At 38.2% G+C, this 15,902-nt stretch carries 15 protein-coding genes; 14 read left to right on the top strand and 1 reads right to left on the bottom strand.

What is annotated here, in order from left to right:
* Positions 1-232: 232 nt before the first annotated feature.
* The 13 genes from NSQ72_RS14860 (at position 233) to NSQ72_RS14800 (ending at position 14,067) form a co-directional block, all read left to right on the top strand.
* Positions 233-601, top strand: coding sequence for a carboxymuconolactone decarboxylase family protein (locus NSQ72_RS14860; RefSeq protein ID WP_003212803.1), 369 nt, complete (start codon positions 233-235; stop codon positions 599-601).
* A 215-nt stretch (positions 602-816) separates the two neighbouring features.
* The gene (locus NSQ72_RS14855; protein WP_254965641.1) at positions 817-951 is read left to right on the top strand and encodes a hypothetical protein; all 135 of its coding nucleotides are present in this window, start codon (positions 817-819) and stop codon (positions 949-951) included.
* Positions 952-1,164: 213 nt separating this feature from the next.
* On the top strand, positions 1,165-1,950 hold the full coding sequence (gene sufC, locus NSQ72_RS14850) for a Fe-S cluster assembly ATPase SufC (RefSeq protein ID WP_007500355.1): 786 nt from the start codon (positions 1,165-1,167) through the stop codon (positions 1,948-1,950).
* A gap of 18 nt (positions 1,951-1,968) precedes the next feature.
* Complete coding sequence (gene sufD, locus NSQ72_RS14845; protein ID WP_024423399.1) at positions 1,969-3,282, top strand: Fe-S cluster assembly protein SufD; 1,314 nt, start codon at positions 1,969-1,971, stop codon at positions 3,280-3,282.
* Positions 3,282-4,502: a cysteine desulfurase gene (locus NSQ72_RS14840; RefSeq protein WP_107163084.1), complete on the top strand. Its 1,221-nt coding sequence runs from the start codon at positions 3,282-3,284 to the stop codon at positions 4,500-4,502. Before sufD ends, NSQ72_RS14840 begins: the two co-directional genes overlap by 1 nt.
* Entirely contained in the window at positions 4,492-4,938 is a 447-nt protein-coding gene (sufU, locus tag NSQ72_RS14835) for a Fe-S cluster assembly sulfur transfer protein SufU (RefSeq protein WP_039181277.1), read from the top strand. The genes NSQ72_RS14840 and sufU overlap by 11 nt, the downstream gene beginning before the upstream one ends.
* Positions 4,939-4,955: 17 nt before the next feature.
* Positions 4,956-6,353, top strand: a complete 1,398-nt coding sequence (gene sufB, locus NSQ72_RS14830; RefSeq protein WP_017368012.1) for a Fe-S cluster assembly protein SufB — start codon at positions 4,956-4,958, stop codon at positions 6,351-6,353.
* Positions 6,354-6,570: 217 nt separating this feature from the next.
* The gene (locus tag NSQ72_RS14825) at positions 6,571-7,242 is read left to right on the top strand and encodes a helix-turn-helix transcriptional regulator (protein WP_341085037.1); all 672 of its coding nucleotides are present in this window, start codon (positions 6,571-6,573) and stop codon (positions 7,240-7,242) included.
* A 561-nt stretch (positions 7,243-7,803) separates the two neighbouring features.
* On the top strand, positions 7,804-9,063 hold the full coding sequence (locus tag NSQ72_RS14820; RefSeq protein ID WP_341084423.1) for a threonine synthase: 1,260 nt from the start codon (positions 7,804-7,806) through the stop codon (positions 9,061-9,063).
* 357 nt (positions 9,064-9,420) lie between these two features.
* On the top strand, positions 9,421-10,890 hold the full coding sequence (locus NSQ72_RS14815; protein ID WP_341084421.1) for a Na+/H+ antiporter NhaC family protein: 1,470 nt from the start codon (positions 9,421-9,423) through the stop codon (positions 10,888-10,890).
* A gap of 188 nt (positions 10,891-11,078) precedes the next feature.
* On the top strand, positions 11,079-11,453 hold the full coding sequence (locus NSQ72_RS14810; protein ID WP_341084420.1) for a RidA family protein: 375 nt from the start codon (positions 11,079-11,081) through the stop codon (positions 11,451-11,453).
* Between the two features lie 133 nt (positions 11,454-11,586).
* Positions 11,587-12,153 carry a TetR/AcrR family transcriptional regulator gene (locus tag NSQ72_RS14805; protein WP_341084417.1) on the top strand — a complete coding sequence of 189 codons (567 nt, stop codon included), beginning with the start codon at positions 11,587-11,589 and terminating at the stop codon, positions 12,151-12,153.
* A 57-nt stretch (positions 12,154-12,210) separates the two neighbouring features.
* Entirely contained in the window at positions 12,211-14,067 is a 1,857-nt protein-coding gene (locus tag NSQ72_RS14800; protein ID WP_341084416.1) for an alpha/beta fold hydrolase, read from the top strand.
* A 167-nt stretch (positions 14,068-14,234) separates the two neighbouring features.
* On the opposite strand, the gene NSQ72_RS14795 is transcribed toward NSQ72_RS14800, so the two are convergent.
* Positions 14,235-14,879: an FMN-dependent NADH-azoreductase gene (locus tag NSQ72_RS14795; protein ID WP_247543711.1), complete on the bottom strand. Its 645-nt coding sequence runs from the start codon at positions 14,877-14,879 to the stop codon at positions 14,235-14,237.
* An 82-nt stretch (positions 14,880-14,961) separates the two neighbouring features.
* Here NSQ72_RS14795 and NSQ72_RS14790 point away from each other — a divergent pair, with 82 nt between their 5' ends.
* Positions 14,962-15,894 carry a helix-turn-helix transcriptional regulator gene (locus NSQ72_RS14790; protein WP_247543708.1) on the top strand — a complete coding sequence of 311 codons (933 nt, stop codon included), beginning with the start codon at positions 14,962-14,964 and terminating at the stop codon, positions 15,892-15,894.
* Positions 15,895-15,902: the final 8 nt, after the last annotated feature.

Below are 15,902 nucleotides of genomic sequence, written 5' to 3'. Positions count from 1 at the left end.
GCGCTCCGGTGCTCACGGATGTCAAATTCGCTCTGCTCCGGTACTCGCCCTTCCTAGAATGCAAAGGTTTTCTATCACGCTGAAAGGAAGACAAAGGGCTAAAATAAAGATCATTTTAGCCCTTTGTCAACAATCTGCAACCTCGCTTCTTTCAAAGCGAGGTTTTTTGTGTATTTTTTCAAATCTCGCTCATAATAAAAACGTACAAATGACCTGAAGGGATGGAATCAAAATGAATGAACAGCATATGAGCGGATCCATGCAGCAATCACTGACTGATTATAAAACCGCAATGGGTGAATTCCAGAAGAAAATGCCGGTGTTTGGAAAGAAATTCAATGAATTTACGGAGCAGTGCTTTCAAAGCGATTCATTAACGCAAAAGGAAAAACAAATGATTGCCCTCGGCATCAGTATTCATGCGCAGGATGAATACTGCATGATTTATCATACAAAGGGAGCGCTCGATCAAGGGGCGACAGAAGAGAATCTGCTAGAGGTTGTGAGCGTGGCGGCAGCTTTTGGCGGCGGGGCAGCACTAAGCCAAGGAATCACTGTCGTTCAGCAATGTATTGATGAATTTGGAGGACAGACGCATTAAAAGAAGGAAAACAAGGTATTTTTCCATATCAAGGAGTTGAGTACTTCTCATCCGAATGTGTGAGAAAATATGCCGTCATAGAGCGTCATATCCCTTTTGAGTGAAGCCGCATACGTTTGCTACAATAAAGCTACACTCAAGGAAGGGAATGGTTTATTATTTGTTCGGACCATAGTACACTGGGATTGGATTATACCGCCGAGATGGAAAAGGCCATGCATCAAGCTCATGGCATGAGCTATGCAGAGTACGAAAGAGACCATGACTTAAGGATGAAAGTGGAATATAAACGAGAGCAGTCCTATCGAGATGAGAAAAGACAGCTCGCAAAAATGAATATAAGAGGCTAATAATAGCTGAGGGGCGGGGAGAACAGTTTCCCGCCCTTTCTTTATGAAAACAGTCTTTTCGACATAAATCCTTTTATCTACCTGCTTTTTTTGTTAGAATTTTGAGAGCATCCTCTCACGCTTATCGTGAATGTGTTGTATTCAGTTTTAATTTGTTATAAAATTAGAATGAGAATAAATTGAGAATAATGATTATTTTGGAGGTATCGATATATGACTGCTTCGACATTAACAATTAAGGACTTGCACGTTGAGATTGAAGGGAAAGAAATCTTAAAGGGTGTAAACCTCGAGATAAAAGGTGGAGAATTCCACGCAGTAATGGGACCAAACGGAACAGGTAAATCTACTTTATCTGCTGCAATTATGGGTCACCCTAAATATGAAGTAACAAAAGGCAGCATCTTGCTTGATGGCGAAGATGTCCTTGAAATGGAAGTAGATGAGCGCGCTCAAGCTGGTCTTTTCCTTGCGATGCAATACCCATCTGAAATCAGCGGTGTCACAAATGCTGACTTCCTTCGTTCTGCTATTAACGCACGCAGAGAAGAAGGCGATGAAATCTCTCTTATGAAATTCATCCGCAAAATGGACGAAAACATGGAGTTCCTTGAAATGGACCCAGATATGGCACAGCGCTACTTAAACGAAGGTTTCTCAGGCGGGGAGAAAAAACGCAACGAAATTCTTCAATTAATGATGATTGAACCAAAGATCGCCATCCTTGACGAAATCGATTCTGGTCTTGATATCGATGCCCTGAAAGTTGTTTCTAAAGGAATTAACAAAATGCGCGGCGAAAGCTTCGGCTGCTTAATGATCACTCACTATCAGCGTCTACTGAACTACATCACACCAGATCACGTTCATGTTATGATGCAAGGTCGTATCGTGAAATCTGGCGGACCAGAACTCGCGCAGCGTCTAGAAGCAGAAGGCTATGATTGGATTAAAAAAGAGTTAGGAATTGAAGACGAAACTGTTGGTCAAGAAGCGTAAGCGTTAGGAGGATTATTGATGACATTAGAAACGAAATTATCAGTAGATCAAGATTATGTCAAAAGCTTCTCCGAGAAGCATCAGGAACCGGCATGGATGAGCTCCCTTCGCTTACAGGCTCTTGAAAAAGCAGAAGACCTCCCAATGCCAAAGCCTGACAAAACGAATATTTCAAAATGGAATTTAACGAATTTCAAACAGCATACAGTCGAAAGTGCACCATTTGGATCATTAGAAGAGCTTCCAGAAGAAGTGAAATCTCTTATTGATTTAGAGGACACAGATAAGACAGTTTACATTCAGCGTGATCAAACGCCGGCCTATTTGTCTCTTTCAGCTGAAGCGAAAGACAAAGGTGTGATCTTCACTGATCTTCATACAGCGATTCGTGAGCATGGAGATTTAGTGAAACAATACTTCATGACAGATGCAGTGAAAGTGGATGAGCATAAACTAACAGCTTTACACGCTGCTTTAGTCAATGGCGGAGCTTTCCTCTATGTTCCGAAAAACGTTGAGCTTGAAGCACCAATTCAAGCTGTTTATCTTCATGAAAATGACGAAACGACATTGTTCAACCATGTCATCGTCGTAGCAGACGATCATAGTGCTGTGACATATGTAGAAAACTACATCAGTACAGCAAAACCAGAAGAAGCAATCTTCAATATCGTTTCTGAAGTATTCACAGGCGCAAACGCCCGCGTCACATACGGCGCTGTAGATAACCTTGCAGAAGGTGTCACAGTATATGTGAACAGACGTGGTATGGCAAATGGCCGTGACAGTAAAATCGAATGGGCGCTTGGCCTGATGAATGATGGAGACGTTGTGTCTGAAAACATCACAAAACTGATGGGCGACGGTACATTCGGTGATACGAAATCAGTTGTTGTCGGCCGAGGAAACCAAACTGAAAACTTCACAACAAGCATCATCCACTTCGGTAAAAACTCTGAAGGATATATTTTGAAGCATGGTGTGATGAAGGATCAAGCATCCTCTATCTTTAACGGAATTGGCAAAATCGAGCATGGCGCAACAAAGTCAAATGCAGAGCAGGAATCACGTGTCCTCATGCTGAGTGAGAAAGCACGCGGTGACGCAAACCCAATTCTATTAATTGATGAAGATGATGTGACAGCAGGGCACGCTGCTTCTGTTGGACGTGTCGATCCAATTCAATTGTACTACCTCATGAGCCGTGGAATTTCCAAAGAAGATGCAGAAAGACTTGTGATTTACGGCTTCTTAAATCCAGTTGTGAAAGAACTGCCGATTGAAGGAGTTAAAAAGCAGCTGATTTCTGTAATTGAAAGGAAAGTAAAATAATGAATATCAAAGACGTTCGTGAGCAATTTCCAATCCTTCATCAGCAAGTGAACGGACATGATTTGGTGTATTTGGACAGTGCAGCGACTTCTCAAAAACCAAGAGTGGTCATTGATGCAATGAATGAGTATTACCGGTCTTACAACTCGAACGTCCACAGGGGTGTTCATACCCTTGGCACAAGAGCAACGGACGCATACGAGGGTGCGAGAGAGAAAGTTCGTGCATTCATCCGTGCTTCATCTGTCCAGGAGATTATTTTTACTAGAGGTACAACGACTGCACTAAACACAGTGGCGATCAGCTATGCTAGAGCCAACCTCAAAGAAGGCGATGAGATTGTCATTACGCATATGGAGCATCATGCGAATATCATCCCTTGGCAGCAAGCAGCGAAAGCAACTGGCGCCACATTGAAATACATTCCGTTACAGGAAGACGGCACGCTATCGCTTGAAGATGTGAAGCAAACGATCACACATCAAACGAAAATCGTCGCTGTCACACATGTCTCAAACGTATTAGGAACCATCAACCCGATTAAAGAGATCGCCAAAATTGCCCACGAACATGGGGCAATCATTGTCGTCGACGGTGCACAAAGCACTCCGCACATGCAAATTGATGTTCAGGATCTAGATTGTGACTTTTTCGCATTCTCTGGGCATAAAATGTGTGGACCGACTGGCATCGGTGTGCTTTACGGGAAGAAGGACCTGTTGAATAATATGGAGCCTGCTGAGTTTGGCGGTGAAATGATCGACTTTGTGGATCTGTATGATTCCACATGGAAAGAGCTGCCGTGGAAATTTGAAGCGGGAACACCGATTATTGCTGGAGCAGTTGGACTAGGAAAAGCAATTGACTTCTTAAATGACATTGGTATGGAGGAAGTCAGCCGTTACGAGCATCAGCTTGCCACTTACGCGCTTGAGCGCTTTAAGGAGCTTGAAGGTGCGACTGTTTATGGACCGCAGCACCGAGCTGGGCTTGTGACGTTTAACTTAGACGACGTCCATCCGCATGATGCGTCAACTGTTCTGGATACGGAAGGTGTCGCCATTCGTGCTGGACACCACTGTGCACAGCCGCTCATGAAATGGCTTGGTGTATCAGCGACTGCAAGAGCAAGCTTTTATCTGTATAATACAGAAGAAGAGATTGACCAACTTATTGCAGCGCTCCGTAAGACAAAGGAGTATTTTACGAATGTCTTTTAATGTAAACTTAGACACACTGTACAGACAAGTGATTATGGATCATTATAAAAATCCGAGAAACAAAGGTGTGTTAAACGACAGTATTGTCGTCGATATGAACAACCCAACGTGTGGTGACCGTATTCGTCTTACGATGAAAATCGAAGACGAAAAAGTCACTGATGCGAAATTTGAAGGAGAAGGATGCTCGATTTCGATGGCATCTGCCTCAATGATGACGCAGGCGATTAAAGGGAAAGATATTGAAACTGCTTTGAAAATGTCTCGGATTTTCTCCGATATGATGCAAGGAAAAGAATACGACGATTCCATTGATCTTGGTGACATTGAAGCGCTGCAGGGAGTGGCAAAATTCCCAGCTCGCATCAAATGTGCAACATTATCCTGGAAGGCGCTTGAAAAAGGCGCATCTGCCGAAGATAACGGCAAATCATAAGATTGGAGTGAAAATGGATGGCTAAAAAAATGCCAGATGTTGGTGAATATAAATACGGCTTTTCTGATAAAGACGTTTCCATTTTCCGTTCAGAGCGCGGACTGACAAAAGAGATCGTTGAAGAAATTTCTCGTATGAAAGAAGAGCCTCAGTGGATGCTCGACTTCCGTTTGAAATCTCTTGAGCACTTTTACAACATGCCGATGCCACAATGGGGCGGAGATTTAAATGCATTAAACTTTGATGAAATTACGTACTACGTAAAGCCATCAGAGCGCTCTGAGCGTTCTTGGGATGAAGTACCAGAAGAAATCAAACAAACCTTTGATAAGCTTGGTATCCCAGAAGCAGAGCAAAAATATTTAGCAGGTGTATCTGCTCAGTATGAATCTGAAGTTGTGTATCACAACATGAAACAAGATCTTGAAGATCTAGGCATTGTGTTTAAAGATACAGACAGCGCATTAAAAGAGAACGAAGACATCTTCCGTGAGCACTGGGCAAAAGTCATTCCTCCGACTGACAACAAATTTGCTGCGCTTAACTCGGCTGTATGGTCTGGTGGTTCATTTATCTACGTACCAAAAGGCGTAAAAGTAGATACTCCACTTCAAGCATACTTCCGTATCAACTCTGAAAACATGGGTCAGTTCGAGCGTACACTGATCATCGTTGACGAAGGCGCACATGTGCATTACGTAGAAGGCTGTACAGCTCCAGTTTACACAACAAACTCACTTCACAGTGCGGTTGTTGAAATCATCGTCAAAAAAGGCGGCTACTGCCGTTATACAACGATTCAAAACTGGGCAAACAACGTCTTCAACCTTGTGACAAAACGTACGATTTGTGAAGAGAATGCAACAATGGAATGGATTGATGGAAACATCGGTTCTAAGCTGACAATGAAATACCCAGCAGTCATCCTAAAAGGTGAAGGCGCTCGTGGTATGACATTAAGTATTGCCCTTGCAGGTAAAGGTCAGCACCAAGATGCAGGTGCGAAAATGATTCACCTTGCACCAAACACATCTTCAACGATCGTATCGAAATCAATTTCGAAACAAGGCGGTAAAGTAACGTACCGCGGAATCGTTCACTTCGGACGCAAAGCAGAAGGTGCACGCTCAAACATCGAGTGTGACACACTCATCATGGATAACAAATCAACATCTGATACGATCCCTTACAATGAAATCTTAAACGACAACATTTCATTAGAGCACGAAGCGAAAGTATCGAAAGTATCAGAAGAACAGCTATTCTACTTGATGAGCCGCGGAATTTCTGAAGAAGAAGCAACAGAAATGATCGTCATGGGCTTCATCGAGCCATTCACAAAAGAACTGCCAATGGAATACGCCGTTGAAATGAACCGCTTGATTAAGTTTGAGATGGAAGGTTCTATTGGTTAATATTAAGAAACCCTTGGTACAATATACCAAGGGTTTTTCTTTATCTTAGCTGTCATCTCAAGCAGCCTTTCTTATTGAGCTAAACTATGCTGATTCATATAGATAAAATTATAACCAAAATAGGAACCTACTTGTAAATAATTTATTTGATTGCTATACTTAATGCAATGAAAAATATTTCATTAGAAAATATGATTTAGGTGATAGAGTGGAAGAAATGAATGTTACCTTTACAGAAAATGATAGAGCTATTTTAGAATCATACAAAATGATGATTGAAGGTTTAGCAAATTATTTGGGCAGCGGTTATGAATTTGTCTTGCACAGTCTTGAAAATCTTAATGAATCTGTTGTTAAAATAATAAATGGACATCATACAGGCAGACAAATAGGAGCTCCTGTAACAGATTTGGCATTATCCATGCTTTCAAAATTACAACGAGATGGCGAAAAAGGATACATCTCATATAATGTTAAAAATAAAAAAGGCGAGCCACTAAAAGCAACAACTATTCTTATAAAAGGTGATAATAATAAAAATATTGGGCTTTTATGTATCAACTTTTATTTAAATACACCACTGTCAGAGCTAATTTCAAACTTAAGTAACTCCAGCGACTCGGCAGAAACATATGCATCAGAGACATTTGTAGAAAATGTAGAAGAATTGATCTCCCAAGCAGTGAGTCAGGTGCAGAAAGAGGTTGAAATGGATGAAAGTGTTTCACATTTATTGAAAAATAAAGTAATTGTTACAATGCTTTATCATCAAGGTATTTTCCAATTCAAAGACGCCGTAGTTAAAATTGCAAATATTCTAGGTATTTCGAAAAATACAGTATATATGCATTTAAGAGCAATTAATTCATCTGACTCAAAGCAAAAATAGTTACGCTTTAAATCGAATTTAAGAAATGAACTCTAGATTTTGACAATCTAGAGTTCATTTTTATGAAAAGACTAAAAAAAATATTATTCAATAAAAAAAATGCCTTTAAGTAAAATAAAATACATTGACAGAACAATATTTCAGCAATAAAATATAGTTATAAAAACTTATCCCATTAACAGTTCATATTTCAGAAAATTAGTTGTTTTCTGAATAATAACGCTAATGGAAGGGTGGTTATAATCATAAAAACTCTTAGTATAGAACAGGCTTCTGCAGCAATTGGACCATATAAATCCAACAACGCGGGATTTATCGTATGGTAATATTGGGAATTTGATAAGGCGATACATGGACAATATTTCAGTTATTTTAAAAGAAGCCTAAACGGAGATAAATAAGAACGTAAAAACCACTATTTTGTAGCAGATTTAAAGGATTTTGTGGAAGTAAATGAAGCACGATTTTGAGTTCAGGTAGAAGCAATTCCGAAGGGAGCACATATAGAAATAGAGGCAATTGCTTGAAAGTAGATGTAAGAAATATCAAGGAGGAATTTATATGTATACAGGAAAATCAAAATGTTTGAAGTGTGGGCACGTATTCGAGGATGAATCCATATTTGATGGATGCCCATTCTGCAAAACTGACTCTTTTGTCTCTAATATAACACCTATTTATGAGTTACCCAAAACAAATGGAACAATGGAGGAATTTAATCATATTTTTTCAGGTAAAGGAATTCAAAAATATCTTCCAGTATTACCATTTAAGAGCGGCACAAATTTAATTACCTTAAATGAAGGCAATACACCTCTTACATACTTGAATTCAATCAGCAACGAATTGAATATCAAGTTATATGCGAAAGATGAAACAAGAAATCCAACCTGGGGACATAAGGATCGTCTAAATGCGATTCTTATTAATAAAGCACTTGAACATAAGGCGCCAGGAGTAATTTATGCATCTACTGGCAATAACGGAGCATCTGGCGCAGCTTATGCAGCAAAAGCAGGTATGCCATGCATTGTTTTAACTGTAAAAGGTGTTAATAAGACGTTGGAAACTTTTATGCAGGCATATGGAGCTTGTGTAATTGGAGTAAAAACTACTTCAGAACGATGGAACATCTTAAAAGAATGTGTTGATAAGTTTGGATGGTACCCTGCAACTAATTATACAGTTCCAATCGTAGGTAGTAATCCTTGGGCTATTGAAGGTTACAAAATTATTGCTTATGAACTCTTTCTTGAGATGGAAGAGCTACCAGATAAAATTGTAGTGCCTATTTGTTTTGGAGATGCATTATTCGGTATAAATAAAGGTTTTGAAGAATTAAAGAACATGGGATTTATTGAAAAATTACCACAGATGGTTGCTGTAGAAGATTATGGCCCAGTCCATAATGCGGTAAAGGAAAATTCTAAAATCATTCATCCTACTGAATCATGGGGAAGTATTGCATCATCTATGTCAACTGTTTATGGAACTTATCATTCTCTTTATACCGTGCGCAATTACAATGGATTAACAGCTGTTATGAATAATAATGAACAAATTTCTTCAGCTCAGTTAGAGCTTGCCCAAAAGGAAGGTCTTTACTGCGAATCTGCGTCTGCGACAACTTTGGTTGGTGTAAAGAATTTACTTGCATCTGGACAAATAAAGAGAGGGGAGAAAGTTGTGATGCTGATAACAGCAAGCGGGGTAAAAGATACGACAATTACTTCTAAATATGTGGGTGAAGTACCTGAGTGTGAAGCAACCATGGAAGAGTTCGGCAAACTATTGCAGAAAAAGTATGGTGTATCGCTTTGAAATGATATTATGTAGTATTTAAAATGAAAAATCGCTTGTCTAATTTTATGATGCTTAAGACAAGCGATTTTATAAGTGAATTCAATTTTTTCACAAAAGACCAATCGTGGCCACACTTTTCACAGGCAATAGCCGCTAGACCACTTCAATGAAAAGAGGTGATCATGACAAGCTCCTTCTGTTGAGAACTTTTTTTGGAAAGAAATGAGGATCATTTGTTGGTAGCTGAAAATACTAAACTCCCTTTCAAGAACAATTAGTAGTATCCATTATTGCTAAACATTTATTCTTGAAATATATCATTCTAAGTAAAAGGGATAATCATTAAATTAAATAAAAGGTGGGTGTCAACTTTATATGGAAGAAAACAAAAATCAAAATAAAAAACGCGAGATTTCTGCCGGTGTGGCTCTTTTAATATTCTTATTACTCAGTGCAGCTATTGCTGTACAAAAGGTCGTGTTTAATGGCGATATGGGATCCATGTTTTTTATTTGTTGGCTATTCCTGATCCCAATTGGAACATTTTTTGGATACAATAGCAATGATCTGATGAAGGCTTCTTTTAATTTTGTACAAAAATCTCTTCCTGCTGTATTTATTTTGCTTGCAGCTGGATCACTTATAGGAACGTGGATTGCCGCTGGTACAACTCCGGCAGTTATCTATTACGGGATTCAATTTATTAACCCTAATTTTTTCCTTGTTACAACATTGCTATTAGCTTCTGCCCTTTCTTTGTTTACTGGATCTGCTGCTGGAACAATTGGGACAGTTGGAATTGCAATGATGGGTATTGGTGGAGGTCTTGGGGTTCCACCGGCAATCACTGCTGGTGCTGTGATTTGTGGAGCTTTTTTTGGAAATAGATTGTCTCCAATGGCGGATACGACAGTTCTTGCTTCTGCAACTACAGGAGTAAATATTTTTAAATATATTAAATTTGCGTTGTATGATCAAGTCCCAGCATATCTTATTTCCGTTATTTTCTTTCTTGTAATCGGTTTCAAGTATGGGGGAAGCATAAATTCATCTACTACAAAGGAGATGGTAGAAGGGATACAAACTAACTTCCACCTTGGACTTCCTACGCTTATTCCATTAGTGGTCACAGGTATTTTCCTGGCTAAAAAGCAGCCTGCTTTGATTTCGATATTATCAGGTTCAGTCTCAGCAATTTTTATTGCTATTTTTTATCAGGGTGTTCCAGTGGCTCGTGCATTTAATACATTTTATAGTGGATATAGTTTTCAAACTCAAAGCCAAGTGATGGAAACTCTCTTAAATCGCGGAGGCATTGAAAGCATGTGGTCATTGGCAGGAATCACCTTGTTCGGTTTCGCAGTTTCCGGGATGTTGGAACACATTAAGGTATTAGAGAAGCTTGCAGAGGCAATGGTAAAACGTGTACGTACAACTGTAGGTCTCACATTTTTAAATCTTTTCATGGGATTCCTTGGAAACGCAATAGCGTTAAGCCAGAACTTTGCTATTGTCATGACAGGAACTTTAATGTCTCCGGTATACAAAAAATATAACCTCAAATTATTAGTGTGTTGCAGAGATGTCGAGGCGGGCGGAACATATGGTGCATTATTTTTCCCATGGAATGTTAATACCGTTTTCGCCGCATCAGTTCTTGGAGTTTCAGCGGGAGAGTTCATTCCATATCTTGTGATCGTGTATATTACACCTATAATTATCATGATCTTTGCAATTACAAAATTTAAAATGCTAAAAATTTACCCTGATGAAAAATATGTAGATGTTTCAGAGCGTTTAAAAAACGATCCGAATGTAATACTTAAAGATGTAGCAAACTCTTAACAAATAATTGATCTGACTAAAAAATATTATTCAATAAAAAATACCAACAAATAAAATAATATACATTGACTAAACTATATTTCATTAGATAAAATATAGTCATAAAAACTATATTCTATAAACAATTAATATTTCAGAATATTGATTGTTTTCGGAATAGTCATACTAATAGAATGGTGGTTTTACTTATGAAAACAATTAGTACAGAACAGGCTCCTGCAGCAATTGGACCTTACTCCCAAGCAAAGGTGGTAAACGGAATGGCTTATCTATCGGGGCAAATTCCTTTAGATCCATTGACTGGGGAAGTTGTGGGAAAGGAAATCAATGCACAAACTAAACAAGTCTTGAAAAATGTAGGTGCAGTACTTGAAGCTGCAAATTCTTCTTTAGAAGAAGTCGTTAAAACAACTTGTTTTCTAACTGATATGGCGAACTTTGCGGAATTCAACGAAATTTATGGGAATTATTTTGTATCTAATCCTGCCCGTTCTTGTGTTGCTGCAAAGCAGTTACCCAAAGGAGTTTTAGTAGAAGTAGAAGTAATTGCATGTGTAAAATAGCGAAAAGGCAGGGCTGAGCTAATAGGTTGGATTTGAAAAAAGTTTGAGTCCAACCTATTACACTATTCAAAATAAATACTTGCAACATTTAAATTAGTACTGTATAGTTCTAATTATGACAAAGGTAAAATTAATGAATCAAAAACGTGTGCTTGAAGTAGCTGCAACATTATTTTTGGAAAAAGGGTTTGCTTATACAAGTATGGATGAATTAGTTCGTGTAAGCAAAGTATCAAAGTCGAATGTGTATTATCACTTTTCTAATAAGGAGGAATTATTAGCAGGGGTCGTTGATTATTGGATTGACATGTATCAAGCTGCAATAGACGACGTAATGTCTCAGACCCAATTTTCAGTTGAAGATCGTATCCAATTGTTTTTAAAGCAATTATCAGAAGGAGTTCAGTCGAGAGAGTATAAGGGCGGCTGTCCATTTATTACTCTTTATATTCAAAGTCCTGCACAGGCCACGCAAATAAAAGAAAAAATAGGTCTTTTTTTCACAGGATTACAAAAGAAAGTTTCTCTATTGCTGAAACAAGGGGTAGAGAATGGAGAATTCAGAAATACGATTCATATTGATGAGGTGGCGTCACTTTTTATTACAAATCTTGAAGGAGCGTTATTTATTTCAGAAACATTGAAGGATGCCACTGTCATTACAAAAACAGCAGATCATTTATTTAACTTGCTTCGATAAAGAAGCATTTTTTTTACATCAAATTAGTACTAATTAGTACTAAAAGGGAGACTTTATATGAAAACAGTATTTTTAACAGGTGGAACAGGCTTTATTGGAAAGCAATTAGTCGAAGAATTAGCCAAAGAGGATGTGAACATTCTTCTTTTAGTGAGGTCGAAAAGTAAAGCGACACGCATTTTTCAAGAAAGGGGCATCTTAAAACAGGAAGTGATGCACTTTATTGAAGGTGATTTGACGAAAATAGATTTAGGTCTAAGTGCTAAAGATATGGAGATGGTGTTGAAAACGGATGTGCTGATTCACGCAGGAGGCCCCATGGATATTCAAGCGACAAGTAACGAGGCAGCTTCTGTCTTTTTAAATGGCGCCAAATATATTGGTGAATTAGCTAAAAATATTCATCAATTGAAGGGCTTGCAGCAATTTATTCATGTTGTCGGTTATATGAGTCCCTTTGATGATGAGAATAGCAAGATTGTCATTGATGTGTTTAAAGAAGGAAACAATTATTTGAAAATCAAAAATCCATATGAGAGAACAAAATTTTTAGCAGACCTTTATATCCGTCAACAGGCAACAGCACTAGGTTATCCGCTGTCTGTCATTAATCCGCCAACTGTCGTCGGCAGTAGTAAAACAGGGAGTACAGAGCAGATAGCAGGATTAGGTTTGCTTGTGACAAGTATACGAAGAGGACTCATGCCGGTGATTCCTGGAGGTAAAAGATATAGACTGCCACTGATTTCAAACGATGAGTTTGCAAAATTTATTGTGCAGGTTCTCAGGATCGAACAGCCCACTATTCAAACATATACACTTGTTGACGACAAAGAGAACGATCCGAACATTGCTGAATTATTAAGTGTGATGTCAGAAAGTATGAATATGAGAGCACCAAAAATCTCTGTCCCAATGCCGTTTATGAAAGCAATGATGAAAAGTGGAGTAAGTAAAATAACAAACATTCCTTCTGATGGGCTCAATTTTATGACTAAACGAACATTTTCAAATGCTTCAGTGAAAAACATAATGGGAGGGAATTGGTTTAAGAAGACGAGCGTCATGAAATTTTTACCTGCCGTAGTAGCTGATCTGGATTATCGAATGATGGATCAACATGGTGAGCAGCATCATTTATTTGAGCGAACATTATGCGATAACACTACGGTTTACCAATTACACGGAGAGGGGAAACCGTTTATTTTATTACATGGTTTATTGAGTGATGGAGAGGATTTATTCCCTTTAGCAGAAGAGCTTCATGAAAAAACGGGTCAGCCTATATGGATCTTGGATCTTCCTGGTTTAGGGCGTTCCCCTTTTAAACGAGAGAAACATCTTCTAGATATCTATTTAAATGTAGTGAAAAAGTTATTGGAGAAAGCGACAAATGGTGCACATCTCATTGGTCATTCATTCGGTGCGTTTATCTTACTGGAAGCATTGGGACAAGGGTACATAGATAAGAAGTATTCAATCACTTTACTTCAGCCGCCTGTTGCTAAAGAAAATGCTAAATCGCTAAATGTTCCACAATGGATGAACAAATGGACATTAAAATTAGCAACTTCTAAAATGATAGAGCGTTATTTATTAAGTAACGGTTTGTTTGAAAGCACGGAGAGCATCCCGGAACATTATATTGAAAAAATCAGAAACAGCTTTACTTCTCCTAGAATTTTAAATACGACGGTTCAGCTTAGCCATTTACTATTGAAAAACGATCACGGTGATTTCAATGAAGCAACAAAGCATAATCTTCACATGATTTGGGGGGAGTATGACAAAGGCTATTCTGCTCCATCGCATCTTGGTAAGGTTGATTTAGTTCCGTATGGCCATCATTTTCCTCTTAGCCATCCGCGTGAAACGGCAGTATTGGTTATAAAAAATAGTCTTACTAGCAGTTGAGAATGTGGGATAAATAAAGTATGTCGTAATTGAAATGAAGTCGCAGTGCTTGGGGTCTCGCCGATGTACATCAACTGAAAGATTTTATAGCACCCTAAAACGAAAAAGGTGATTTTTATCAAAAAATGCACGATTTTTCGTTTTGGGTCTTTTTGATTAAATAGAAGTTAACTAGGTGCATAAAACTCCTCTAAGGTTTTCGTCATATCATCAGATGCAGATTGTAAGATCGCATCTTGCTCTAAAATGGCTGTTCCTTGTGCTCGGACAATATGAAATTGTTGAAAGCCCATCAAGTTTTGGAATATTTCTTTTAGGTAATGATGCGAAAATTCCAGAGGTGTATATCGATCGTTATTTGTGAAAATTGAGCCGCTTGCTTGAAGCAAAAGTACACGATAATCGTTAGTCATCAGACCAACAGAACCATTTTCTGTATATTTGAACGTTTCTCTCGCAATAAAGACATTATCTATATAATCTTTCATTCGTGAAGTCACATTGAAATTATGAACAGGTGACACGATCACAATTCGATGATGTGCTTTGAATTGAGCCAATAAAGCAGATGACGCAGCGGCGATTTTTTCTTCGGTAGCCGTTAATGTTTGTTCGGATGCTTGCTTATCCCAAATACCTAGCAGCTGTTCTTTTTCGATACGAGGAATTTCAGTTCCATATAAATGCAAAATGGTTGGTTCTTCATGAGGAAACCTTTCTTTAAACTGTTCTAAAAATAGTGTTTGCAGTTTGTTTGAATAACTTTCTCGATGAGTGAAATCTGGGTGTGCGTTAATGATTAATGTTTGCATGTACATGCTCCTTTTCTTTTGATAAGCTGAGTATAAATGATAAAGGTGACAAAATAAGTCACCTTTTTAAGAGGGAATACAAATGAAAAAATCAGAACGATTAAACCAAGAACTTATTTTTTTAAGTGATAAACACTCTTTTCAGTTAAAGGATTTACAATCCGAATTTGGCATTTCTAAAAGGACGGCTTTAAGGGATATAGAAGAGCTAGAGTCAATGGGCTTAGCTTTTTACGTTGAAAATGGCAGACACGGAGGATATCGATTGGTTAATCAATCTCCATTGGTTCCTATTTATTTCAATATAGAAGAAGTCCAAGCTATTTTTTTCGCTCTTAAAGCGCTAGACCTGGTGTCAGCAACACCATTTAAAAAATCCTACTCACAAATTCGCCAAAAGCTGTTTGCCACAATGTCTGATGAGAGAAAGCAAATGATTACGGAGACTTTGGATGTGATTCATTACTATAATGTCGCACCAGTTAGTGAACAAAATCATTTGGAATTGATTTTACAGGCGATGATGGAAGATCAAATCGTGAAGATGACGTACACTCAATATGAAAATAAAAGGATCAGGCTGCAATTTCTTGAGTTGTTTTATCGAAATGGAATTTGGTTTTCTCAATCATATGATGTTCAAAATAAAAAGTGGGGCATCTATAGATGTGACTTTATGAAGGACATGGTGATTGAAGAAGAAATCAGAGATACATTTACGAAGGAAGAATTAAAAGAACTGCAACTCGCGTACGAAAAAACTTATCATGATATCTCTTTTAAATGTCGATTAACGGAACAAGGAAAAGAAAAGTTTTTGAAGCATCATTACCCGAATATGAAATTGGAGATCGTTGATCATATTCCTTATATTGTGGGTGGGTACAATCAAGAAGAATTATCATATATGACACACTATTTGATGTCATTCGGGAAACATGTGAAAATTGAATACCCAGATGAATTGAAAGAAAGTTATTTGAATCAATTGCGAGAAGTGATTGACCAGTATTAAATCACAAA

Origin of the sequence: Bacillus sp. FSL R5-0659, assembly GCF_038008785.1 — a bacterium.
GTDB classification, from domain to species: Bacteria; Bacillota; Bacilli; order Bacillales; family Bacillaceae; genus Bacillus; species Bacillus safensis.
This window is presented reverse-complemented; position numbering and strand designations above follow the sequence as displayed.